Below are 22,764 nucleotides of genomic sequence, written 5' to 3'. Positions count from 1 at the left end.
TGCGCCGGGTGAGTGCGTCCCCTGGTAACCTGGGGCTGTGAAGAGTCTTTTCTGGATAGTGCTGTTCCTTCTGGGCCTGGCCGGCGTGGTCATTCCGCTGACGTATCTCTATACGGCGAGCAAGCTGCCGCCGTTGGAGAGCGAGTTCGACGTCCAGAAGCAGCTCAAGCACAGCATCGAAGGCGAGCGGATGAGCCTCCGCGCGGGCCAGTACGAGAAGAACCCGCGGCCCATCACCTTCGGGCCCCCGGACTTCTCGCGGCTGCCCAAGGATTTGGTGGCGCTCTACATCCGCCACATGGGCTGCCCGCGGTACTTCCAGACGCCGCGCGAGGACGGGCCCGCGTGGGCCTGGCGCCTCTTCACGGGCGTGACGACGGGCGGGGCACCGCCGGGGGACGGTGGGTGCGAGCGCATCCTCGCCATGCGCATCGCCAGTGCGCTCAACATCCAGGGGCCGCTGCAGCAGTCGGTGGCCGCGCACCGGCTGCACTCCTTCATGCAGAAGGACCAGCTCATCGCGTACGACCTGGCCATCATCTACTTCGAGCGCGGCATCGTCGGCGTGGAGGACGCGTCCTGGTCGCTCTTCGGGCGTGACATGGGGGAGCTGCAGCTCGCGGAGCTGGCGGAGCTGCAGCTCGCGCTGCCGCCGTTCGGCTATTACGGCGACCTCAAGGTCTGCAAGAACCCGACGGTCATCCGGCAGAACCGCAACATGCTGCTGGAGGACCTGGCCGGCTGGAAGCTGGTGAGCGAGGACCGGGCGCGCAACGCCATGGCCCAGCCCGTGTTCTGCACCCGCTCCCTGTGAGCAGGGTGAGCAGCGGGCCTGCACCGCTCAGTGCTTGAGGTAGGTGCGCTCCAGGTAATCGAGCCCTTCGGAGATCTCCTTCCGCTGGGCGTTGTTCGCCGAGCGGGCGTCCGCGCGGTACCGGTCCAGCATGTTGTACGCCACCTTCGCCTTGGCGTCCTCGAGCTCTCCGGCGACCGAGCGGTCGGAAATCTTGCTCTCCAGCCACTTGATGCGCCGCTGCAGCGGATCCTGGTCGAGCGCGTCCTCCGAAAGTGCGCGCGGCTCCCGGGCCGTCGAGTCCCGCGTGGTCTTGTTAGCCCTGTCGCGACCCCCCCTGTGGGACGCCTGCGTTTCGGCCCGGGCCACGGCCGAGGACGGAGTGGTACGCGCCGCGAGCGCCTCTCCCCGGGCTCCCGACGACGTCGCGCTTCCAGTCACTTCCGTCGTCGGGGCTGCCTGCTTCGCGGTGGTGGCGCTCGAGTCGCTCGCACCACCGGGCGCGATGGCGCCAGCTGTCGCGACCGCGCCGTTCGCGGCACCGGGTGCGGCGTTGGTGCCAGTTGCCGCGCCCGAGCCATTCGCGACATCGGGCGCGGCGTTCGCGAGGGCGTCAGGCCCGCTCGCGGCGCCAGCTGCGGTGTTGGCGATGGCGCCAGGCCCGCTCGCGGCACCAGCTGCGGTGTTGGCGATGGCGCCGGCCGCGGCGCTCGCGGGGGTGCCGCTCGCGGCGCCCGTGCCGGCCACCGGCGCGGGCGTCGGGCTGTCTCCCGAGTCACGGTTGATGAGGGCCACGGCTCCGCCCAGCAGCACCACGGCGGCGCCGATGGCCGCGGCCATGGGCACCATGCGACGGCGGCCCGGCGGGGACACCCCAGCGGCGCGCAGCTCCTGCGACGACAGCTCCGCGTTCAGCTCCGGCGGCACGGGCACGGGAGTGGTGGGCCGGCGCGAGTCCACGTCGTCCTTCGACTTCGGCTTCTCGACGGGGGCGAGCGCGCTGGGGTTGGAGCGCGTGGAGGACCGCAGCGTGCGGCGCAGCTTGTGGAGCTGCTGGCGCAGCGCGTCCGCCGAGCCGGGACGCGTCTCCGGGTCCTTCGTGAGCATCTGCAGGATGAAGGCGTCCAGCGCGGGCGGCAGGTCGGAGACGAACTCCGAGGGCCGTGGCGGGCGCGCCTCCACGTGCTTCATCAGCAGGTCCACCGGCGAGGTGCCGATGAAGGGCAGCCGGCCCGTCACCATCTCGAAGGTGACGACACCCAGCGCGTAGAGGTCGGTCATCGGACCCACCTCCTGGCCCCGGGCCTGTTCCGGCGCCATGTACTCCGGCGTGCCCACCACCATGTCCGTGCGCGTCTGCGCGCTGCGGCCGGTGGGCGTCTGCGCGCGCTTGGCGAGGCCGAAGTCCAGCACCTTCACGTAGCGCGAGCCGTCCGGCTGGCGCACGAGGAAGATGTTGCTGGGCTTGAGGTCCCGGTGCACCACGCCCGCGCCGTGCGCGGCCGCCAGCGCGGCGAGCACCTCGTCGAGGATGGACAGGGCCTCCTGCACCGGCAGCCGGTTCTTCTCCGCCAGCACCGCGTCGAGCGCCTGGCCGTCCAGGAACTCCATGACGATGTACTGCCGCCCGTCCGGCACCTGCCCGAAGCCGAAGATGTCGATGATGCCGCGGTGGCGGATGGCGTTGACCGCGCGGGCCTCCGCCAGCAGTCGCTCCACCTGTTCGGTGGAGTGGGCCAGTTCCGGGCGCAGCACCTTCACCGCCACTCGTTTGCCGATGAGCGGCTGGATGCCCTCGTACACCAGGCCCATGCCACCCACGCCCACGCGGGTGCGCAGCTCGTACTCACCCAGCCGCAGGCCGACGAGCGGGTCTCTGTGGCCGGTGTCCATGGACCGGGCGTCCGCCGCGTGCACCACGACCTTGGGCTCCTCCAGCACGGGGGCCGGCGTGGGAAGATGGAACGACGTCAGCACCACCGTCCCGTCGCGCGGGCACACGGCGGTGTCGGGAGGAACGGAAAGACCGCAGGTCTCGCAGATCAGCTCGGATGCCATCTCAACCAGGGGAAGTAGCGTAGCAGGTCGAAACCCGTGACGCGATGTGCCGGGACCGGCGACCCAGCAGGCGGTCAAGCACCGCACGCCGAGTCGCCCTGACATGCCCCCCCAACGTCGGACAACACACGGTGACCTACGGGGTGCAGTCCACCGTCTCCCGCCGCTCGCCCTCCGTGCCACGGTTGCCGGTGCTGAACCCGCCCGCGCCGCCGTTGGCGAGGGTGTAGGTGACGCCGCCCTGCTCCTGCGTCACCTGCGCCTGCGGCCCGCACCACACGCCCACGGAGGGGCCGCCGCCACCGCCGCCGCCCGGCCCGCCCGTGCCGCCGTCGCCACCCCTGCCGCCGGTGCCACCCTTGCCGCCGGTGGTGGAGTACAGCACGGGGACCTCCTGCACGTCGTACACACCGCCGTCTCCGCCACCGCCGCCGTTGCCGCCACCGCCGCCCGCGCCGCCGGGTCCACCCGCGCCGCCCGGGCCTCCGCCGCGGGTGCGCAACTCCGAACCCGCGCCCACCGCCACCTGCGAGTTGATGAGCAGCAGCGCGATGGACGCACCGCCACCGCTGCCGCCCCCTCCACTCGTGCCGCCGCAGCCGCCGCCCCCGCCACCGCCGCCCGCCCCACTGGCCGCCACGGTGCGGGTGGTGCCGACGCAGGTGCCGCCGCTGCCACCGCCGCCACCGCCCTCACCGGGGAGGCCGTCGTCACCCGGGCCACCCGACTGGTTGGGCCGCCACGTCCCACCCGTCACGTCCAGTTCCCCCCGCCCTCCGCCCGGGGGACCGAAGGGGCCATCCGCGCCCGGGACGCCCGGCGAACCCTCGTCTCCGGGGAAGCCGTTGCAGTTGCAGCGCAGCGTTGCCGCGCAGTTCGCCCCGAAGGTCCCCGCCGTGCCGCCCTTGCCTCCACCCGCGTCGGGCTGGCCCATCGCGCCCGGATTGCCGTCCTTGCGGCCGAACGCGCCATCCCCGCCGGGGCCTCCCGAGCGGTCGCTGGACCCGCAGAGGGTCGGCTGCACCTGCCCGCCCTCGCCCGTGGTGGTCGTCGTCGCCGAGGCACCGCCGCCGCCCTCCCGCCCTCCCGAGCCCGCCGTGCCGGAGCCTCCATCGCCGCCGCTGGCGCCCAGGCCGGCCTCGAGGGTGACGTGGCGCAGTGCCACGCCCGAGGCATTCAGCATGCGCAGGGCGATGGAGGGCTCACCGGGCTGCACTCCGTCCGTGGAGCTCACGTGCACGTACTCCAGCACGATGCCCGCATCCGTCAGGCCCCGCACCGTCAGGCCCACCTTGCCGCCGTTCAGCCGCGCGGCGCTGGCCTGCGCGCGCGCCCACGTGTCGCCCGTGCCCCGGACGTAGCCGCCATGCAGCGACACCGGCAGGTCCAGCTCCAGTCCGGCCTCGTCGTAGGCGCCGCCCGCCAGGTACAGCCGCGTCGCCCCGCCGCCGTCCGCCGCACGCAGCAGGTCCAGCGCGTGTCCCAGCGTGCGCAGCGGCGACGCGCGCGTGCCCGCGCCCTGGTCGCTTCCGTTCGCCGGGTCGACGTAGAGGCCCGCGTCGGCCTGGCCGTCCACGCCGTCGCAGTCGGTGTCGGCGAAGGCGTCGTCCGGCAGGTCCACGCCGGGGACGGGCGTGCAGCCCGCGTCGAAGCCGGCGTCGCCCGCGTCACCGGCGTCGCCCGCGTCACCGGCGTCCGGAGTGACGCCCTCCGGCTCGCAGCGCCCGTCCTGGATGCACTGCTCCGTGGCCTTGTCGAAGTCGTAGCACCCGCCCGCGGCGAGCATCGCAGCGAGCGCCGCGCCAGTAGCGCCGAGCGTCCAGGTCTTCCGCATGGGTCTCCTCGAATTCACGGCAGCGTCCCGGACAGGCCCACCATGCCCCCACCGGGGACAATCGCGGCCGAGGGCTGCACCTTCGCGTCGCCGTCACCGGGCAGCAGGAACATCACCACGCTCGCGCCCAGGGCCACCGCGCCCAGGCCGTAGGCCACGCGGCTGAGCGTCTGCGCCCGGCGGCCGTCCGCCGCGACGCCGTCCGGGTCGGCGACGGTGGGCCCCGTGGTGCCGCCCTGGTTCAGCGTGTCGTACTTGTCGCCGGCCTGGAGGTAGAAGAGCGTCCCCACGCCGGCCAGCGCCACACCCCCCGCGGCGGGCAGCCAGGCCCAGCGGCGCAGCGGGTAGGCGCGCGGCGCGGGCTCCTTCCCGGAAGTGACTTCCGGCGTCTGGACCCGGGGCGTCGTCGGCTGCGTCTCCGGGGGCTTCGCCTCCGGGGGCTTCGTCTCGGAGGGGCGGGTGCCCACGGGCGGCGGGACGTCCTGCATGGAGGGCATGGACGGCGCGCCGCGCAGCGCGGTGCGCGTGCGGGGCACCACCACATCGAGGGCCTTGGTGAGCGCGTCGAGGAGCTGGTCCTCGTTGACGCCGGGGATGAGGTGCTCGGTGATGAGGGTGCCGTCCGTGGCCTTGTACATGCGGGCGCCGGCGCGGTAGCCGCTGACGAACTGGCCCAGCTCGGCCACGAGAACGACCTCCGCCTTGCCCGCCGCGCCGAGCGAGCGCAGGCACGCGGGCTCCGTGCGGTTGCAGCGCAGCAGGGCGCGGCGTCGCGAGGAGGGCATTGTCCGGGTGACGTCCTCGATGCGCACCACCTTCAGCCCGCGGGACTTGAGTTGCTCGGACACGTGCTCCTGGGCGAACTCGATGACGTGGGGCGGGGCGCCCGCGGCGTCAGGCGGAGCGACCATCACGGTGATGGGCGCCTGCGGGGACGCGGCAGGTGCCGGAGCGGCCAGGGTGAGCGCGACGAGGAGGGAGATCCACACGGTGGCCACTTTCCCCCTGACACGCGCTCCTCGCAAGGTCGGGAATCGCCGTCTGCGCTCGCGGTGAGGGCGCGCGCTCCACGGATGGCGCGGTGGGAGAACAGCCCACCGACCGGGGCGCGAGCCCCGTGGGGCAGGTGCCGGTGGGACTCGGCACCCGCGCTCGGTGGGGAGGGGACGCCGTCTGGAATCCGCGGCGGCTCCGCTTCCGTTCAGGCCGGAGCCGGGAGGCCCGGACACCTCCGCGCGGCGGGAACGCCGTCTGGAATCAGCGCCGGGGTCGCTCGGGCGCGGGGCGGATCTGCGTCTTCTCGGAGCCGCCGCTGCGCTCCGCGGAGCCGGCCGTCGCGTCCTCGTCCTCGTCCTCCTCTTCCTGCGCATGTGACGGAGTCGAGGGCGGGGGCCGGCGTACGGGCGTGGACGGGCGCATGCCGGAGACGGCGTTGGGCACGGGCCGGGCGGACGGCGTGGCGGGCGGGGGCCGGCGCGCGGGCATGGGGCGGGAGCCCCCCGCCTCGGTGAGCAGCTCCGCGTCCACCTCCACGTTGGACTCGGACACCGGCGCGGCGTGGGTGTCCTCGGGCGGGCCGGCGAAGGGGTTGCGCTTGGGCGGCGGCGTCTTGTCGTCATCGCCCATGCTCGACGACGGAGGGGGCGGGCGCGGCGCGGGCTTCATCCCAGCGGGGGGCGTGGGCGCGGCGGGCTTCGCGCCGACGGGCTCGGACGGGCGCAGGCGCGGGGCGGGATGCGGAGCGGGGTGATTGGCCGGCACCTGCACCTGTACGGGCGCGGGCGCGGGGGCGGGCGCGGCGGGCTTGCCACTCTTCGCGTCGCGGGCCTCCTGCTTGAGCTTCTGCTCGAAGGCGGCCCACTCCTCCTTGAAGTGCGAGGGGTCCGGTCGTCCCTCCTGGCGGTGCTTCAGCGAGGGTGCCCAGCGCACCTGGTAGGCCTCGCCGACATGGAAGGTGGGCGGTGGCGGCAGGCCGTAGGTGGTCGGGTCGAAGAAGGACTCGTCCAGGTCCGGGAAGCCGTACGCGCGCGCCTTGGCGACGAAGTTGGGGATGATGCCGGTGGGCGCGTGGTAGCCGAGGATGTGGTCGTCCTCGTCCTTGGCCACGGGCGTGAAGACGAAGATGTCCTGCGTGCGGTAGTCGCCCTTCTCGTTGAGGGGGAGCACCTCGGAGAGGGCAATCGTCTTGCGGCTGCCGTCGTGCAGGCGCTCGCAGCAGATGACGAAGTTGATGGCGCTGGCCACCTGGGCGCGCACCGCCACCATGGGCAGCTCGACGCCGGACATGAGGCACAGCGACTCGATGCGCCGCAGCGTGTCCGTGGGCGTGTTCGCGTGCGTCGTGGCCAGCGAGCCGCCGTGGCCGGTGTTCATGGCCTGCATGAGGTGGAAGGCCTCGCCGCCGCGCACCTCGCCGACGACGATGCGGTCGGGACGCAGACGCAGGGCGGAGTGCAGCAGGTCGCCCATGTCCACGCCGCCCTTGCCGAACTTGTCGGGCGGCCGGCTCTCGAAGGCGACGACGTGCGACTGGTTGAGCTGGAGCTCGGCCGAGTCCTCGATGGTGAGGATGCGCTCCTCGTCGGGGATGAGGGAGGAGACGATGTTGAGCAGCGTCGTCTTGCCGGAGCCCGTGCCGCCCGCCACCAGCATGTTGAGCTTGGTGGCGATGCCCGCCTCGATGAGCCGCGCCATCTGCGGCGTCAGCGAGCCGAACTTCATGAGCGACTGGACGGTCAGCTTCTCCTTGAAGAACTTGCGGATGGAGATGGTGGTGCCCATGCGAGCGATGGGCGGAATCACCACGTGGATGCGGCTTCCATCCGGCAGGCGCGCGTCCAGGCGGGGGCGCTCGTCGTTGAGGGGGCGGCCGACGAACTGGGCCATGTTTCGCGCGGCGCCGAGGAGACCTTCTTCCGTGAAGGTGGCATCGGTGCGCGTGAGCTTGCCCTTGCGCTCAATCCAGATGTCCGTCGGACCGTTGATCATGATCTCCGACACCGCCTCGTCGTCCAGGTAGGCGAGGACGGGCTTGAGGAAGGCGCGGAGTGACTCGGTGTACATCGTCATGGCGGGCCCCAGGCTAGCGCGCCTGGCCGGTGGGCCCCAAGAACCCACCCTGCCTGCCCGGCCGCCGCCCGTCTTGGCGGAGACCCTCCACCCCCCACGAGGCCCCTCGCGGGAGGGCCCGGCCCCCCCCCGGGTCGCAATCGCCGTCCCCCTTCGCCGCGAAAGCAGTGGGCCTACGCGCCGGGTAGGTGCTTCAATACCCCCACCCCCGGATGGGAGAGAGGAAGCCATGCTGGCGGACAGGTTGCCCGAGGACTGGAAGCACGAGCTGCGCGCGGCGCTCGCGTCGCCGTCGTTCCTGGAGCTGGAGCGCTTCGTCGAGAAGGAGCGGAAGTCAGCCACCGTCTTCCCGTCGGAGGAGGACCTCTTCTCCGCGTTCCGGCTGACGCCGTACCGGGACGTGAAGGTGTTGCTGCTGGGGCAGGACCCGTACCACGGGCCGGGACAGGCGCATGGGCTGGCCTTCTCGGTGCAGCCCGGGGTGCCGGCGCCGCCCTCGCTGGTGAACATGTTCAAGGAGCTGGAGAGCGACTTGAAGGTGCCGCGCCCGAAAAGCGGCTCGCTGATTCCCTGGGCGAAGCAGGGAGTGCTGCTGCTCAACGCGGTGCTGACGGTGCGGCAGGCCGAGCCCAACAGCCACGCGGGCCACGGCTGGGAGGACTTCACGGACGCGGTCATCCGCGCGGTGAGCGCGAAGCAGGACCCGGTGGTGTTCCTGCTGTGGGGCCGCTACGCGCAGAAGAAGAAGAAGCTCATCGACGCGAAGCGGCATGTGGTCATTGAGGGCACGCACCCCTCGCCGCTGTCCGCGAGCAACGGCTTCTTCGGCAGCCGCCCCTTCTCGACGGTGAACGAGGCGCTGGAGGAGAAGGGACGCCCGCCCGTGGACTGGAAGCTCTCCGCCTGAGGTGGCGGGTGACTCGGGGCCTCGAAATCGGGGGGCCCTGTCACGCTTTCCTGGCGCGCGCCTAATGAGGGAGCGGGCGGGGTGGGAGGCTGACAGGGCAGGCTGACGAGGCGGACACGGACGTGGACTCCGCGGCGCGACAGGCGTTGCAGCAGTGGATGGCGAGGCTCGCCGGGGGCGACCGGAGTGCGTTCGCTCCAGCCTTCGGGGTGCTGCACCCGCTCGTGGCGCGCTTCTGTGCGCGGCTGTTGCCGGACGGGGCGGACGCGGAGGACGCGACGCAGGCGGCGCTGCTGAAGGTGTTCACCCGTGCGTCGGACTTCGATGCCTCGAGAGAGGCCCTGCCCTGGGTGCTGGCCCTGGCGGCGTACGAGTGCCGTACGTACCGCAAGGCGCGGCAGCGGCGGCGCGAGGAGGCGCCCCCGGACGAGGACTTCGCCGACGCGGCGGAGGGGCCGGAGGCGCGGCTCGCGGGGGCGCAGCTCGCCGCGGTGCTGCGGGACGTGCTGGAGGACTTGAAGCCCGAGGACGTGGCCACGCTCGCCGCGGCCATGGGGGAGGCGGAACGCCCGGCGGTGCCGCCGGCCACCTTCCGCAAGCGGGTGGAGCGGGCCATGACGCGGCTGAGGGCCGCCTGGAGGACGAGACATGGAGTCGAGTGAGCTCGCCCGCCGCGCGAGGTGGGCGTACGAGAAGGGCCGGCTGGTGCGGGCGCTGCCGCTCGGTGGCTACGGCGTGGTGCTGGTGCTGTGCGCGGTGGTGCTGCGCTCCAACGTGGGCCCGGGGACGCTGGCCCTGGGCGCGGTCTTCACGGCATTGCTCATCGGGTACGGCTGGTGGGGCGGGGTGCTGGGGCGCGCGGTGGTGCCGGGGGTGCTGGGCGGGGTGATGCCGCTGCTGGTGCCCCCGCTGGTGGTGGCCTCCGGGCACGTATGTGCCTCGGGCTGCCGGGCCTTCTGTCTCTGGGCATGCGTGGGCGGTGGGGTGCTGGCGGGTGTTCTCATCACCCGCGCGGCACCGGTGGAGGGGCGCGCCCGCTTCGTGCTCGCGGCCGGGGTGCTGGCCACGCTGTGCGGCGCGCTCACCTGTGTCCTCTATGGCGCGTCCGGAGTCATCGGCGTGGGCCTGGGACTGATGCTCGCGTCCACTCCCATGCTGGTGCTGCGCCGGGCCTGAGCAGGCGCACCGCCACCGGGCTCATGCGGTGCCGGGTCTGATGCCCTCGCTGCCATCGGCTCGTACCGCATCGCGCCTGCGCCGCCGTCCTTCCTGAAGCCCTGCACCACCACACTCGCGCCCGTGGCCTCTCACCGAGGACACGGGGCGCACGGGAGAGCCATGTCCGCCGTCGCATCACTCACGCTGCTCGCCACGCTGTCCGCCGCGCCGGCCGCTCCCCAGGCGCCGCGCGTCTTCGCCTCCGACGTCGTGTCCACCGCGCACGAGGAGTTCGGCGCCGCCTTCTCGCCGGACGGCAACACCGTCTACTTCAACCGCGCGGACCCCACGCGCTACACCTTCCAGCTCATCATGGTGAGCCACTTCCGGGGCGGGCGCTGGACGAAGCCGGAGGTTGCCCCCTTCTCCGGACGCTGGAGGGACATCGACCCGGCGCTGTCCCCCGACGGCCGGCGGCTCTTCTTCGCGTCCAACCGGCCCGTGAACGAAGGCGAGCCGGTGCGGAAGGACTTCGACGTCTGGATGGTGGAGCGCGAAGGCCCGGGCTGGAGTGCACCGCGCCACGTGCCCGAGGTCAGCACGGACGACACGGAGACGAACACCTCCGTCACCGCGGACGGCACGCTCTACGTCACGCGCATGCCGGCAACGCCCGGGGGCAAGCGCGCCATCCATCGCTACCCGTGGAAGGACGGCCATTACGGTCCGGGCGAGAAGCTGCCCGCGCCCATCAACACGGAGCAGGGCGCGGGCAACCACTTCATCGCCCCCGACGAGCGCTACCTCCTGTTCAGCTCGGAGGGCCGGCCGGGCAGCCTGGGCACGTACGACCTCTGGGTGTCCTTCCGCGAGGGCACGAATTGGCGCACGCCGCGCAACCTGGGCGCGGCCGTCAACCGGGGCGACGTGCTGACACCGGTGGTGGTGCCGGCACGCGGAGTGCTCGTGTACGCGTCACGCCTTCCCTTCCAGGTGGAGCCGCGCGCCACGCCGTACACCACCGAGGAGTTCGACGCCCGCCTGCGCGCTCCGGGCAACGGCCAGGGAGACCTGTACGAAGTCGCCCTCTCCGCGGTGGGACTCGCCGCGGACACCGCCGCTTCGCGCTGAGTGAAAAGCACCGCACGATGGCCGTGCGCACGGTGGGGTCCGCGAGGCCCGGCCACTTGATACGGTGCGCCGCGACATGACCGCTGCTTTCCTCGCCGCCACCTCGCCCGAGCCGCTCGCCCCTGGCCGCTATCGCATCCACTTCACCGCGCCCTGGTACCAGGGACGTGGTGCCTTCGGAGGCGTGGTGGCGGGCGCGGCGCTGCGTGCGCTGGAGCACCACGTGGGCGCGGCGGGGAGGCCGGTGCGCTCGTTCACCGCGCACTTCTGCGCGCCCGCCGTGGAAGGCGAGGCGGAAATCCAGACGCGCATCGAGCGCGCGGGGAAGCTCGTCACGCATGCCACGGCGCGGGTGGAGAACGCGTCGGGCGTGGTGTGCGTGGCCAGCGCCACCTTCGGCGCGGCACGCGGCGGGACGATGGAGTACTTCGAGGTGCCGCGCCCGGAGGTGCCTCCGCCGCACGACGTGCCAGTGGTGCCGGACGACGTGCCCATGCCGACGTTCTGCAAGTTCTTCGAGTACCGCTTCTGCCTTGGCGGAGCCCCGTACTCCGGCGGGCCCGTGGCGGAGACGGGCGGCTGGATTCGCCCCCGCGAGCACCTGCTGCTGGACGCGCCGCTGTGCGTGGGGCTGATGGATGCGTACCCGCCGTCGGCGCTCACGCGTGTGGACGGCTTCCAGGCGGCGGCGACGGTGGACCTTCGGGTGGACTTCTTCCACGCGCTGCCGCGTCCGGGCCTGCGCGAGGATGCGCACTTCCTTCGCACCGGCCGCTCGCGCCATGCCGCCGGTGGCTACGCGGAAGACTCCCAGCAGCTCTGGACCGAGGACGGCCAACTGCTGGCGCAGTGCCACCAGCTCTTCGCGCTGCTGGGCTGAGTCTCAGGCCGCCGCTGTGCCGAGCTGCTTGACGAGCAGCCGTATCAGCTCGACGGGTTGAATCGGCTTGGGCAGCAGCTCCGCGCCGTAGCGGATGGCGACGGGGAGGATGTCGTCCAGCTCCTCGTGCCCGGTGAGGAAGACGAACGGCACGTGGCAGTTCTGCAGCTCGCGCATGGCCGTCAGCACGTCGGCGCCCGTCATCCCCGGCATGTTGTAGTCGCAGAGGATGGCGGAGACGTCCGTCACACTCGTCTTGAACGCCTCTTCCGGCGTCTGCATGGTGACGACCCGATAGCCCGCGCTCTGGAGGATGTCCCTCACCATCGTGAGCACGAAGAGGTCATCGTCGATTACGAGCACAGTCAGCATCGCGGGGTTCTCCAGAAGAGCTCGTTCATCGTTCATCCTAGCCGAGCCCCCGGGGCGCTGCCGACAGGGGCACCCCACTCACCGCGTAGGGCCGGGTCCGGACGGCCCCCCGCTCGGGGCCGGGGAGGGGATGAGCACCAGGTCCTCCTGCGGTGGGATGAGGTACTCCGCGCCCGTGTCCGTGACGACGGCCATCTCCTCCACGGAGACGATGCGCATCAGGTCCGGCCCGCCGTCCTTCCACGCGAAGAACCCGTCGAAGGCGAACACCTGCCCGGGGCGGACCACGCGAGCCGCCTGTCCCTTCGCGGGCTGGTCCTTCTGGGCCCCCGAGAGCGCCGGGCCCACGTCGTGCGCCCAGTAGCCCACGGGGTGGCCGGTGCCCCACATGACGGGCTCGGAGCCGGCCTCGCGCATCCAGTCGCGCTGGGCCTTGTCCACGTCCCAGCCGCGCGCACCGGGCTTCAGCGCCGCCAGGGCGATGCGGCTGCCCTTCTTGCCCTTCTCCCACCTCTCCAGCGCCTCCTTCGGGGGCTTCGTCTCGCCCGGGGCCAGTACGTACGCGAAGCGCTGGATGTCCGTCACCCACCGGCCGCCCACACGGATGCCGAAGTCCGTCTGGATGAAGTCCCCGGGCTGAATCACTCGCTCGGTGGCGTGCGAGTGGCCCCGCGTGGGCCCGCTCTGCACGTTGGGGTTCTGGTCCGGCGCCCACGCGTCCTCCACGCCCGATTCCGCCATGCGCCGCTTGAGGAAGCGAGCCACATCCACGTCACGCGTCCTGCCCGGCACCACCGCGCGGTAGGCCTCCACCTCCAGTTGTGACGTCAGCGCGGCGGCCTTGCGGAGGATGTCCACCTCCTCGGGGAGCTTCACGGAGAGCCACTCGGAGACGAGGTCCTCGGAGGACACCAGCTTCTTTCGCAGCGCGGGCGACAGTGCCTTCTCCAGTGCCGCGCGCTGCGACGCGGACAGCCCGTCCGCCACCGTGACGTTGTCCGACGAATTCACCGCGATGCGCGCGGGCTTCGCCGCCGCCAGCCGCGCCGCCACCTGCGCGTAGAGGTCCGTCCCTCGCTCCAGCGGGACGACTTCGTCCAGGGGGCCCACGTCCCTGAGCGCCGTGGCCTCGCCCGCGGGGGACAGGGCGAGCGAGCGCACTCCGTCGCCCTGACGGAAGAACAGGAAGGCGGCGGTGCCACCCGCATTCTCACCGCCCACGTGGTCGGCCAGCGGGTCGTTGTCGTTCTCCCGGCAGAGGAGCACCCAGGCGTCCACGTTGGCGCGGGCCATGGCCTGGGGCAGCAGCTTCTGGATGCGTTCCTTGCGGATGCGGGGCCAGGCCTCCGGGCTGGCGATGTCGGCGCCACCGGCGGCGCTCGCGAGCGGTGCCCAGAGGCAGGCGGAGGAGAGCAGGGCGGAGAGCACCACGGGCCGGGCGCGCGTCATGCGGTGGAAGGTCCTTTCGGGAGGAGGGTGCCTCCATCTTCCCCGAGGTCGCCCGCGCGGGGCACGGCCCCGGCGTGAAGTCGTGTGGTGCGAGTGCGAAGAAGTGTTCCGGGAGGCCCGGAGTGGCCGGGTCATGCAAGCGCGAGCGCCGTGGCTCGTTTAAGGTGGAGACATGGCCAAGAGCTCCTCCCGCAAGTCCCCGGCGAAGGCGAAGAAGTCCGCGGCCCGCGCCGCCCCCGCGAAGGCGAAGAAGCCCGCCGCTCCGGCGAAGACGCCCACTGCGCGCCAGGCCCCGGCACCCGCGCCGAAGTCCGAGCCGCGCCCGCCCGTGCTGGAGGCGGAGCCCGTCCTCGACACCGAGCCCGTTTCCGAGCCCATGGCCGGGTCCCGCAAGGCCCTGCCGGCGGGAGAGCCCGCGGGGGGCCGCGTCCTGCCCTTCGAAATCGACCCGAAGCGCATGGAGGAGGGGCTGCGCAAGCTCCAGGGGGAGATGGTCCACTGGGCCAACAAGGGCCGCTACACCCGGGTGCGCTTCAAGTTCCGCGGCAAGCAATTGCTGCCGGATTTGCCGCTGGCCGCCGTGGTGGCCGCGGAGGGGCTCACCTTCTACTGGGGCGGCATCCTCCGCATGCTCATCGCCAACGTGGTGGGCGGCAGCGTCTTCCAGGTGGAGCTGGTCAACGACGCGGAGAAGCGCGTGCAGGCCGGCAAGGAGGCGCTCTTGTCGGGTGACGTGGACCAGGCACTCACGCTCTTCCGCGAGGCCGTGTCCATGGACCGCGACCTCGCCTCCGCGCACCTCAATGTGGGCGTGGCGCTGAAGCTCAAGGGCGACCGCGAGGGCGCACTGGCGGCCTTCGAGAAGGCAAGGGAAAAGGACCCGGAAGGCGCCATCGGCATCGAGGCCGAACGGCTGGCCGCCCCCCTGCGGCCCCAGGGCTCCGCACGCTCCGCCTGAGCTGTTTTCATGGGCTGAAAACGGCCTTCCCGAGCGTTCAGAATGGAGCGCCGGAAGGCCCTTTCCAGACCCCCTTTCCAACCATCCGGGCATCCAGGCCGACACCCCCTCGTTTCCCTTGTTGACGTAGGGAAATCCAGGGGTTACGAACGCTCACCCACCGGACGGCGGCCCCTCGGAGGGCCCCTCCCAGACACTTCCAGAGCTCATGGCTGACGACACTACCGACAAGCCGGCAACGCCCCCCGCGCCTCCGCCTCCTGGCAGCGCCGGGGAGCTCATCCCCGTGAACATCGAAGACGAGATGCGCCGCTCGTATCTCGACTACTCGATGTCCGTCATCATCGGGCGCGCGCTGCCCGACGTCCGCGACGGCCTCAAGCCCGTGCATCGCCGCGTGCTGTTCGCGATGAACGACCTCGGGAACACCCACAACCGCGCGTACAAGAAGAGCGCCCGCGTCGTCGGCGACGTCATCGGCAAGTACCACCCGCACGGCGACGCGTCCGTGTACGACGCCATGGTGCGCCTGGCCCAGGAATGGAGCCTGCGCTACCTGCTCGTGGACGGGCAGGGCAACTTCGGCTCGGTGGACGGCGACTCGCCCGCGGCCATGCGCTACACGGAAGTGCGCATGGAGCGGCTGGCGGAGGACCTGCTGGCGGACATCGAGAAGGAGACCGTCGACTTCGGTCCCAACTACGACGACTCGCTCGAAGAGCCGCTCGTCCTCCCCGCCAAGTTCCCCAACCTCCTGGTCAACGGCAGCAGCGGCATCGCGGTGGGCATGACCACCAACATCCCGCCGCACAACCTGACCGAGGTCGTCAGCGGCACGCTGCACCTCATCGACAACCCGGACTGCACCGTCCGGGACTTGATGGAGTTCATCACCGGCCCGGACTTCCCCACCGCCGCCATCATCACCGGCCGCGAGGGCATCGTCCGCGCCTACGAGACGGGCCGCGGCCAGATTACCATCCGCGCGCGCTCGGAGATCGAGACGTCGAAGCGGGCGGACCGTGAGGCCATCATCTTCACGGAGATTCCGTACCAGGTGAACAAGGCGCGGCTCATCGAGAAGATCGCCGAGCTGGTGCGCGAGAAGAAGCTGGAGGGCATCAGCGACATCCGTGACGAGAGCGACCGTCAGGGCATGCGCATCGTCATCGAGCTGAAGCGTGACGCGATTGCGCAGGTGGTGCTCAACAACCTGTACCAGATGACGCCGCTGGAGACGACGTTCGGCGCCGTGATGCTCGCCATCGACGGGGGCCAGCCGCGCACGCTGAACCTGAAGGAGCTGCTGGACCGCTTCGTCGCCCACCGCCGCGACGTGGTGACGCGCCGCAGCCGCTACGAGCTGCGCAAGGCGCTCGCTCGCATGCACATCGTCGAGGGCCTGCTCGTCGCGCAGGACCTCATCGACCTGGTGGTCAGCCTCATCCGCGCGTCGAAGGACCCGGACGAGGCGCGCTGGGGCCTGATGCACATCCTGTCGCCCGCGCTGTACGAGCACGAGCGCTTCGGCAAGCTGGACCGCATCGACTATGCGGCGGCCAAGGCGCAGATGGAGCTGCTCGTCTCGCGCGCCCGCAACGAGGAGCCGTCCTACCAGGGCCTGGCGCACAAGTACGAGGGCGCGGGCTTCAGCCAGGAGCAGGCGCAGAACATCCTCGAGATGCGCCTGCAGCGCCTCACCGGCCTGCAGCGCGAGGAGCTGTTCCGCGAGCTCATCGACCTCATCCGCGACATCGCCCGGCTGCAGGACATCCTCGCCAACGAGCGCAGCCTGCTCAGCGTCATCAAGGCGGAGCTGCTCGAGATTCGCGAGCGCTACGGCGACAAGCGCCGCACCGAAATCACCGGCGCGGTGGATGAGATTACGAGCGAGGACCTCATCGCCGAGGAGACGATGGTGGTGACGCTCTCGCACACCGGCTACGTGAAGCGCTCGCCGCTTTCGGAGTACCGGGCGCAGAAGCGCGGTGGGCGTGGGAAGACGGGGGCGGCGACGAAGGAGGACGACTTCGTCAGCAAGCTCTTCGTGGCCAGCACCCACGCGTTCCTGATGCCGATTACGACCAAGGGCAAGCTGTACTCGCTCAAGGTGCACCAGATTCCGCAGGCCAGCCGCACGTCGCGCGGCAAGGCCATGGTGAACCTGGTGCAGTTCGGCGAGGGCGAGCGGCTGGCGCAGGTGCTGGTGACGCGCGACTTCCCGGAGAACCGGTACGTCTTCTTCGTGACGAAGAAGGGCGTGGTGAAGCGCACGGACCTGAGCGCGTTCGCCAACGTGCGCTCCAGCGGCATCATCGCGCTGGGCATCGACGACGGGGACGAGCTGGTGTCGGTGATGATTACCGACGGCAGCAAGGACATCCTGCTGTCGACGGCCACGGGCATGAGCATCCGCTTCCCGGAGACGGAGGTCCGCTCCATGGGGCGTCAGGCCTACGGCGTGAAGGGAATCACGCTGGAGGACGGCGACGAGGTGGTGGGCGCGGACGTGGTGGAGCCGGAGACGACCATCCTCACGGTGACGGAGAATGGCTACGGCAAGCGCACCCAGGAGACCGAATACCGGCAGCAGGGCCGCGGCGGCAAGGGCATCATCGACATCAAGACCACCGAGCGGAACGGCAAGGTGGTGGGCCTGCTCCAGGTGAAGGACTCGGACGAGGTGATGCTCGTCACCAACGGCGGCATGCTCATCCGCATGCGGGTGAAGGAAATCTCCGTCATCGGCCGCAACACGCAGGGCGTGCGGCTGATTGCGCTGGAGAACGAGCAGGAGAAGGTGATGGCCATCTCCAAGCTCCCCGAGGGCGAGGCCTCCGAGGACGAGGAGACGGTGTCCCCGGTGGAAGCGGCGCCCCCGGTCGAGGCCAGTGCCTCGGCGGAGGGTGAGGCGGCCGAGGCTCCTGCTTCGTCGGAGGAGCCCGGGACGCCGGAAGACACTGGCGCCGCTGGCCCCGAGTCGCCCGAAGAAGAGGGCTGAGCGACGGGACGGCTGAAGTGAACGACGCCTCCTCCCACCTGGGAGGGGGCGTTTTTCCTTGGCCGGGATGGGTGGGCCATCCGTGGGTGCGCGTGCGTCGAGCGCCGAGCCGCGTTCTCATCCCGGACGCGGGGGCGGGCTGCGCGGAATGAACGGACCCGGGCCTGCCTCCCGGCCGCCAGTCTCGGTGGAAGGAATGCTCCTTCCGCGAAGCCTCCCGAACGGAGAGGCAGGCCGCTGAGGCGGGATGCACGGAGTGAGTCGCCCAGGCCTCCCTGCCGGCCGCCAGTCTCGGTGGAAGGAATGTTCGTTCCGCGAATCGTCCCGAAGGGGCGGGCAGCATTGACGGGCTGCGGGGGATGAACCGACCCGGGCCGTCCCCTCCCGGTCTCCGGTCGCGGTGGAAGGAATGCTCCTTCCGCGAATCCCCAGCAGGAGGTGTCATGCCGCAGATGCGGGATGCACGGGCCCGGACTGCCCGCCCGGTCGCCGGCTGCAGTGGAAGGAATGTTCGTTCCGCGAATCCTCCGGCGCAGCGCGCAGGGCCGCCGCGCCTCGAATCAGGGCACGGAGGGCAGGGCGACGGAGGTGGTGGCGACGGCGAGGTTGCCGGCGCGGTCCTTGCCGAGCGTGTAGAGCTTGATGGGGCCCTTCACGGCGGGCAGGCGCACGAGCCAGGCGCCGGGCGTGGGGCTGGGGGTGGCCTGGAGCCGCACCACCTCGTCTCGCTCGTGGCGCGTGGCGGCGCCCCGGAAGTTGTAGGCGAAGGAGACGTCGAGCGGTGTGCCCTCGGCGTCCTTCGCCTCGACCTGGACCTGGGCGAAGGTGCCGGACTTCTCGCGCTTCACCTCGCCCACGGTGATGCGGGTGATGGCGGGCAGCGCCGTGGCGGGCTTCTGGCCGGTATAGGCCTCGCGCACCGCGTGCCACGCGGGCCGGGTGGACGTGCCCGACATCATGCCGAGCCACAGCCCGGTGTGGTCGAACGACGCGCTGTAGTTGAAGACGAACAGGCCCAGGCAGCGGCCCTCCTGGACGTACGGCGCGAGGGCCTTGTTCCAGCCGTCGACGATGGCGTCGTACTTCTGCGTGTCATCCGGCTCGCGGGGAATGCCATTCGCATCCTTGGGAGCGTCCCACTCGCCCTGGGCGCCGAACTCGGTGATGAGCCAGGGCTTGGTGACACCGGCCTTCTGGAGCTCGCCAGGAAGGACGTGGATACCGCCGCCGTAGACGTTGAGGCCGTACGCGTCGAGGGACGGCGTGTACTTCATCCACCACGGCACGCCGAGTGTCCACGCGTCCACGGAGATGACGGGATGGCCCGGGTCGAGCTTCTTCACCTCGCGGACGACCTGCTCGAGGAAGCGGGCATAGGCCTCCTTGGAGGCGTCATCGGGCGAGTTGAGGAGCACCTCGTTGCCAATGCCCCAGGCGAGCACGGCGGGGTGGTCCTTGAAGGCGCGGACCTGGGCGAGCGTGTCCGCGAACTGCTTCTTCATGCCCTTGGAGTCGTGGAGGTAGTCGAAGGAGTCGTCGCTCTCCGCGCCGGGGCGGCCCTGCCGCAGCCAGAGCCCGACGAGCACCTTGAGCCCGTGCTTGTGCGCGGCGTCGAGCAGCACGCGCGTCTCCGTCCCGGTGCCCCAGGTGCGCAGTGTGTTCACCCCGAGGGCCGCGAGCCGCGCGCAGTCCTTCTCGTAGTCCGCGGAGCGGCTGCCGCTGAAGGTGACGCCCTTGGCGAGGTAGGGCTTTCCATCCACCTGGAGCTGCCAGCCGTCACCCCTCTTCACGATGGCGGTGGCGGCGTGCGCGGAGACGGTGGGAACGAGGACGAACACCAGCAGCAGCGCGAGGACGGTGGGGCGGGCCAGGTTCATGGGTTGCATTTGTACCAGCAAAGCCCGGTACGCCGCTCACCGTGACGGCCGCGTCAGCGCAGCGACGCCGGAAGCGCGGACACGTCCAGCTTCGGCACGCCCACCTGCATCACCGCCTGCGCTCCGAACCAGTTGGCCAGCTCCGCGCACCGAGCGAGTGGCAACTCCCGCAGCAGGCCCAGCGCGAAGCCCGCGAGGAAGCAGTCTCCCGCGCCCGTGGGGTCCACCTCCTCGGCGGGAAGGGCGGGCACGTCGATGCGCTCCTTCTCGGTGAGCACCGTGCAGCCGTCCGCGCCCCGGGTGATGACGAGGCACGTCCGCCTCCGCACCTGCTCGACGTCCAGCGCGCGCGCCTCTTCTTCACTGGCCTTCAGCACGTGGATGCGCTCCAGGAGCGCGGCATACGGCGTCGCCTCGATGCGCTGGTTGAGCACGCGCCCTTCGCCATCCAGTGCCCGGAGGAGCCCCTGGGCATCGGCCACCACGTGCCGGGAGCGCTCGGAGACGCGGACCAGCGTCTCCGGCAGCAGTTCCCCCATGACGCCGCAGGCCAGCGCCACGCGCGCGTCCACGGTGATGTCCTCGGGTCGGATGGGCTCCGCGCGAGCACTCACTCGCAGCACCCGCTCGCCCTGGCCCAGCTCCGCGGTGAACTGCGTGGTGCGCGTGCCCGGGACGATTCGCGGGGGATGCCGGACGTGGTCCGCGTACCGGAAGTCCTCTCCCGCGACGGCGGCCACCGCGTAGTCCACGCGCATGGCCTCCAGCACCGAGGAGATGTACGCCGACGAGCCCCCGAGCGCGTGCGTCTCCCGGCCCGGCCCGAGCCGCAGCAGGTCGTGGCAGTAGTTGCCCACGACGAGCACGTCACACGAGGCGCGAGGGCTCATGCGGTGGGTTCTACTCCTTGCGCGCGAAGTCCTTCGGCACCGGCGTCCCGGCCGTCTTCTCGTCAATCCAGGCGATGTTCAGCACCCACCACCGCTGGCCGTCGAAGACGAGCTGCAGGCTGTTGACGCCCTTGGACGTCGTCGGGCCGTTGGCGGCCTCGCGCGTCTCGTAGGCGCTGAGCACGTTGACCAGGTCGCCGTAGCCGGACACCTCGCGGTGCGTCTCCTTCTCGTAGAAGGCGTGCTTGTTGAAGAAGTCCACGCCCCACGTGGCGTAGTCATCCGGGGTGATGGGAGAGATGCCGGGCCCCGCGGCGCCGGGCTTCGGGCGCCGGACGGGAATCATCTTCGCGCCCGGATAGAACAGTGAGCGGAAGCGCTGCCAGTCGCGCGCCTGGCCCGCCGGGCCGCTGATGACGTCGTAGAGCGCGGCCATGAGGCTCGCGACGGAGCGCACGTCCTCGGGCTTCGCGGTGGGCGCCTGCTGGAGCGCGGCCTGGGTGCGCTCGCCCGCGGTCTTCATCGAGTTGGGGCGCGTGGTGTCCGTCGCGGCGGGCGGCGGCTGCTGCGCGGCCTGCGACTTCGGCGGTGACGGCTGCGCGGCTTGCGGCTGCGCGGCCTGCGGCTTCGGCGGTGGCTGCTGCGCGGACGGCGGCTGCGAGGGCTGCTGCGCCGAGGCAAGCGGGGCGACGAGCAGGACGGCGGCACAGGCTGCGATGAGCGGGCGAAGCATGGCGTGTCTCCGCGACGGCGGGTGGGCTGCGGCCGCGGAGGCTATCCCGCCGCGCGCCGGTACGCTCGAATCAGGGAACGCGGTAGGGTGCGCCGCGCTCCGTCATGTCCCTCCTCTCGCTCGACGCCCTCTCCCTGCGCACTTCCAGCGGTGCCCCTGCCGTGGATGGCCTCACGCTGGCGGTGGAGCCGGGCGAGGTGGTGGCGCTGCTCGGCCCCTCCGGCTGCGGCAAGACGGCGGCACTGCGCCTCGTCGCCGGCTTCGACCGCCCCGACGCAGGCTCCCTCACCTTGGACGGCCGCACCCTCGCGGGCCCGGGCACCTTCGTGTCGCCGGAGCAGCGCGGCGTGGGCATGGTGTTCCATGACGCCGCCCTCTTCCCGCACCTGTCCGTGCTCGACAACGTGGCCTTCGGCCTCACCGCGCTGCCGCGTCCCGAGGCCCACGCACGCGCCCGTGCCCTGCTGAAGCTGTTCGGCCTGGAGGGCTTCGAGCCGCGCATGCCGCACGCGCTCTCCGGCGGACAGCAGCAGCGCGTGGCCCTGGCGCGCGCGCTCGCGCCGGGGCCGCGGGTGCTGCTCCTGGACGAGCCCTTCTCCCGCCTGGACATCACCCTGCGTGCCTCCACGCGCGTGGAGGTGCGGCGGGCCCTGAAGTCGCTGGGCACCACGGTGCTCTTCGTCACGCATGACCAGGGCGAGGCCATGGCCTTCGCGGACCGGCTCGCGGTGATGCGCGCCGGCAGGGTGGAGCAGGTGGGCACGCCCGAGGCCGTCTACACCACGCCACGCACCGCCTTCGTGGCGTACTTCCTCGGCGGCACCAACCTGCTGCCTGGCGTGGGCTTCGGCAACGGGGCGCGGACGATGCTCGGCATCCTCCCCGTGACGGGCCACGCGAAGGGCAACGTGCTGTTGTCGCTGCGGCCGGAAGCCCTGCGGCTGGTGCCGGACACGGACACCGTCGCGGTGGGCGGCGCCCTGCGCGCGGAAGTCCTCGCGCGCGAGTTCCAGGGCGCCAGCGCCGAGTACACCGTGGCCTGCGGCGGCATGGAGCTCACCGTGCGCGGCTCACCCGAATTGCCGCTGCGCCCGGGTTCGCGGGCCCGGCTGGAAGTCGTGGGCCGCGCGGTGGTGCTGGAGGACAGTCCGGACTGAGGCCGGCTGCCCTTCGGCCGAGCAACCGTCGTACGCTGGGTACGGGCCGGGGCTGCAATCACCCGGGCCCCTCACGCGTAGAGGTGGGCATGAACATCGCAGGCCTTCGTGGCATGAGTACCCGCTTCTTCAGCTACGTGCGCGACCCGCGGGTGTCGCTCTGGCGGAAGCTCGCTGGCGTGCTGGCGGTGGTCTACTTCGTGTCGCCCATCGACGCGCTCCCGGACTTCATCCCGGTGCTCGGCTGGCTGGACGACGTCGGCGTGTTGTCCGCCGCGGCCTTCTTCATGGTGCGCGAGGTGCAGCGCCACCAGCCGTGGAAGGCCACGGACGGCCTGCCGCTGGACGAGGAGGGGCGCTCGCGCCTGCCTCCCAGCGTGCGCAAGTCCGTGTAGCCCTCGGTTCCGGGACTCCTCCGGAAGCCGGCCCCAGTGCCTCCCATTGGACGATGGAGGGCTTCACCCGCGCCGCGACGCGGACGTGTCCTCCGCGCGGGC

19 protein-coding genes are annotated in these 22,764 nt (G+C 71.6%); 10 read left to right on the top strand and 9 right to left on the bottom strand.

The window, feature by feature from the left end; translation table 11 throughout:
* Positions 1-37 precede the first annotated feature (37 nt).
* Positions 38-814, top strand: a complete 777-nt coding sequence (locus OV427_RS15780; RefSeq protein WP_267856939.1) for a transglycosylase domain-containing protein — start codon at positions 38-40, stop codon at positions 812-814.
* Between the two features lie 27 nt (positions 815-841).
* Here OV427_RS15780 and OV427_RS15775 read toward each other — a convergent pair whose 3' ends face one another.
* From OV427_RS15775 to OV427_RS15760, 4 genes are all read right to left on the bottom strand, one after another.
* Complete coding sequence (locus tag OV427_RS15775; RefSeq protein WP_267856938.1) at positions 842-2,851, bottom strand: serine/threonine-protein kinase; 2,010 nt, start codon at positions 2,849-2,851, stop codon at positions 842-844.
* A gap of 136 nt (positions 2,852-2,987) precedes the next feature.
* Positions 2,988-4,685, bottom strand: coding sequence for a hypothetical protein (locus tag OV427_RS15770; RefSeq protein ID WP_267856937.1), 1,698 nt, complete (start codon positions 4,683-4,685; stop codon positions 2,988-2,990).
* A gap of 14 nt (positions 4,686-4,699) precedes the next feature.
* The gene (locus tag OV427_RS15765) at positions 4,700-5,674 is read right to left on the bottom strand and encodes an SPOR domain-containing protein (RefSeq protein ID WP_267856936.1); all 975 of its coding nucleotides are present in this window, start codon (positions 5,672-5,674) and stop codon (positions 4,700-4,702) included.
* A gap of 268 nt (positions 5,675-5,942) precedes the next feature.
* A complete protein-coding gene (locus OV427_RS15760) occupies positions 5,943-7,754 on the bottom strand; it encodes a CpaF family protein (protein ID WP_267856935.1) in 1,812 nt (603 codons plus the stop codon).
* 229 nt (positions 7,755-7,983) lie between these two features.
* Between OV427_RS15760 and ung the strand changes: the two genes are divergently transcribed.
* From ung to OV427_RS15735, 5 genes are all read left to right on the top strand, one after another.
* Positions 7,984-8,661, top strand: a complete 678-nt coding sequence (gene ung, locus OV427_RS15755; protein ID WP_267856934.1) for a uracil-DNA glycosylase — start codon at positions 7,984-7,986, stop codon at positions 8,659-8,661.
* A gap of 122 nt (positions 8,662-8,783) precedes the next feature.
* Positions 8,784-9,323, top strand: coding sequence for an RNA polymerase sigma factor (locus tag OV427_RS15750; protein WP_267856933.1), 540 nt, complete (start codon positions 8,784-8,786; stop codon positions 9,321-9,323).
* Positions 9,310-9,837, top strand: coding sequence for a hypothetical protein (locus OV427_RS15745; protein WP_267856932.1), 528 nt, complete (start codon positions 9,310-9,312; stop codon positions 9,835-9,837). The genes OV427_RS15750 and OV427_RS15745 overlap by 14 nt, the downstream gene beginning before the upstream one ends.
* A gap of 162 nt (positions 9,838-9,999) precedes the next feature.
* Complete coding sequence (locus OV427_RS15740) at positions 10,000-10,950, top strand: TolB family protein (protein WP_267856931.1); 951 nt, start codon at positions 10,000-10,002, stop codon at positions 10,948-10,950.
* 76 nt (positions 10,951-11,026) lie between these two features.
* Positions 11,027-11,830 carry an acyl-CoA thioesterase gene (locus OV427_RS15735; protein ID WP_267856930.1) on the top strand — a complete coding sequence of 268 codons (804 nt, stop codon included), beginning with the start codon at positions 11,027-11,029 and terminating at the stop codon, positions 11,828-11,830.
* A gap of 3 nt (positions 11,831-11,833) precedes the next feature.
* Here the strand turns inward: OV427_RS15735 and OV427_RS15730 are convergent, their stop codons facing one another.
* Complete coding sequence (locus OV427_RS15730; RefSeq protein ID WP_267856929.1) at positions 11,834-12,202, bottom strand: response regulator; 369 nt, start codon at positions 12,200-12,202, stop codon at positions 11,834-11,836.
* 78 nt (positions 12,203-12,280) lie between these two features.
* The gene (locus OV427_RS15725; RefSeq protein ID WP_267856928.1) at positions 12,281-13,651 is read right to left on the bottom strand and encodes a M24 family metallopeptidase; all 1,371 of its coding nucleotides are present in this window, start codon (positions 13,649-13,651) and stop codon (positions 12,281-12,283) included.
* Positions 13,652-13,823: 172 nt separating this feature from the next.
* On the opposite strand from OV427_RS15725, the gene OV427_RS15720 reads away from it, so the two are divergent.
* The gene (locus OV427_RS15720; protein WP_267856927.1) at positions 13,824-14,609 is read left to right on the top strand and encodes a tetratricopeptide repeat protein; all 786 of its coding nucleotides are present in this window, start codon (positions 13,824-13,826) and stop codon (positions 14,607-14,609) included.
* A 208-nt stretch (positions 14,610-14,817) separates the two neighbouring features.
* The gene (gene gyrA / locus OV427_RS15715; RefSeq protein WP_267856926.1) at positions 14,818-17,610 is read left to right on the top strand and encodes a DNA gyrase subunit A; all 2,793 of its coding nucleotides are present in this window, start codon (positions 14,818-14,820) and stop codon (positions 17,608-17,610) included.
* A gap of 560 nt (positions 17,611-18,170) precedes the next feature.
* On the opposite strand, the gene OV427_RS15710 is transcribed toward gyrA, so the two are convergent.
* Genes OV427_RS15710 through OV427_RS15700 form a run of 3 tightly spaced genes read right to left on the bottom strand, consistent with a single transcriptional unit; the run spans position 18,171 to position 21,110 of the window.
* The gene (locus OV427_RS15710) at positions 18,171-19,487 is read right to left on the bottom strand and encodes a glycoside hydrolase family 2 TIM barrel-domain containing protein (RefSeq protein ID WP_267856925.1); all 1,317 of its coding nucleotides are present in this window, start codon (positions 19,485-19,487) and stop codon (positions 18,171-18,173) included.
* A gap of 53 nt (positions 19,488-19,540) precedes the next feature.
* Entirely contained in the window at positions 19,541-20,377 is an 837-nt protein-coding gene (locus OV427_RS15705) for a PfkB family carbohydrate kinase (protein ID WP_267856924.1), read from the bottom strand.
* A gap of 10 nt (positions 20,378-20,387) precedes the next feature.
* On the bottom strand, positions 20,388-21,110 hold the full coding sequence (locus tag OV427_RS15700; protein WP_267856923.1) for a nuclear transport factor 2 family protein: 723 nt from the start codon (positions 21,108-21,110) through the stop codon (positions 20,388-20,390).
* A 104-nt stretch (positions 21,111-21,214) separates the two neighbouring features.
* Here OV427_RS15700 and OV427_RS15695 point away from each other — a divergent pair, with 104 nt between their 5' ends.
* Together OV427_RS15695 and OV427_RS15690 are read left to right on the top strand one after the other, a co-directional pair.
* Complete coding sequence (locus tag OV427_RS15695) at positions 21,215-22,267, top strand: ABC transporter ATP-binding protein (RefSeq protein WP_267856922.1); 1,053 nt, start codon at positions 21,215-21,217, stop codon at positions 22,265-22,267.
* Positions 22,268-22,356: 89 nt separating this feature from the next.
* Complete coding sequence (locus OV427_RS15690) at positions 22,357-22,662, top strand: YkvA family protein (RefSeq protein WP_267856921.1); 306 nt, start codon at positions 22,357-22,359, stop codon at positions 22,660-22,662.
* Positions 22,663-22,764 lie beyond the last annotated feature (102 nt).

This window comes from Pyxidicoccus sp. MSG2, assembly GCF_026626705.1.
Classification (GTDB): Bacteria; Myxococcota; Myxococcia; order Myxococcales; family Myxococcaceae; genus Myxococcus.
This window is presented reverse-complemented; position numbering and strand designations above follow the sequence as displayed.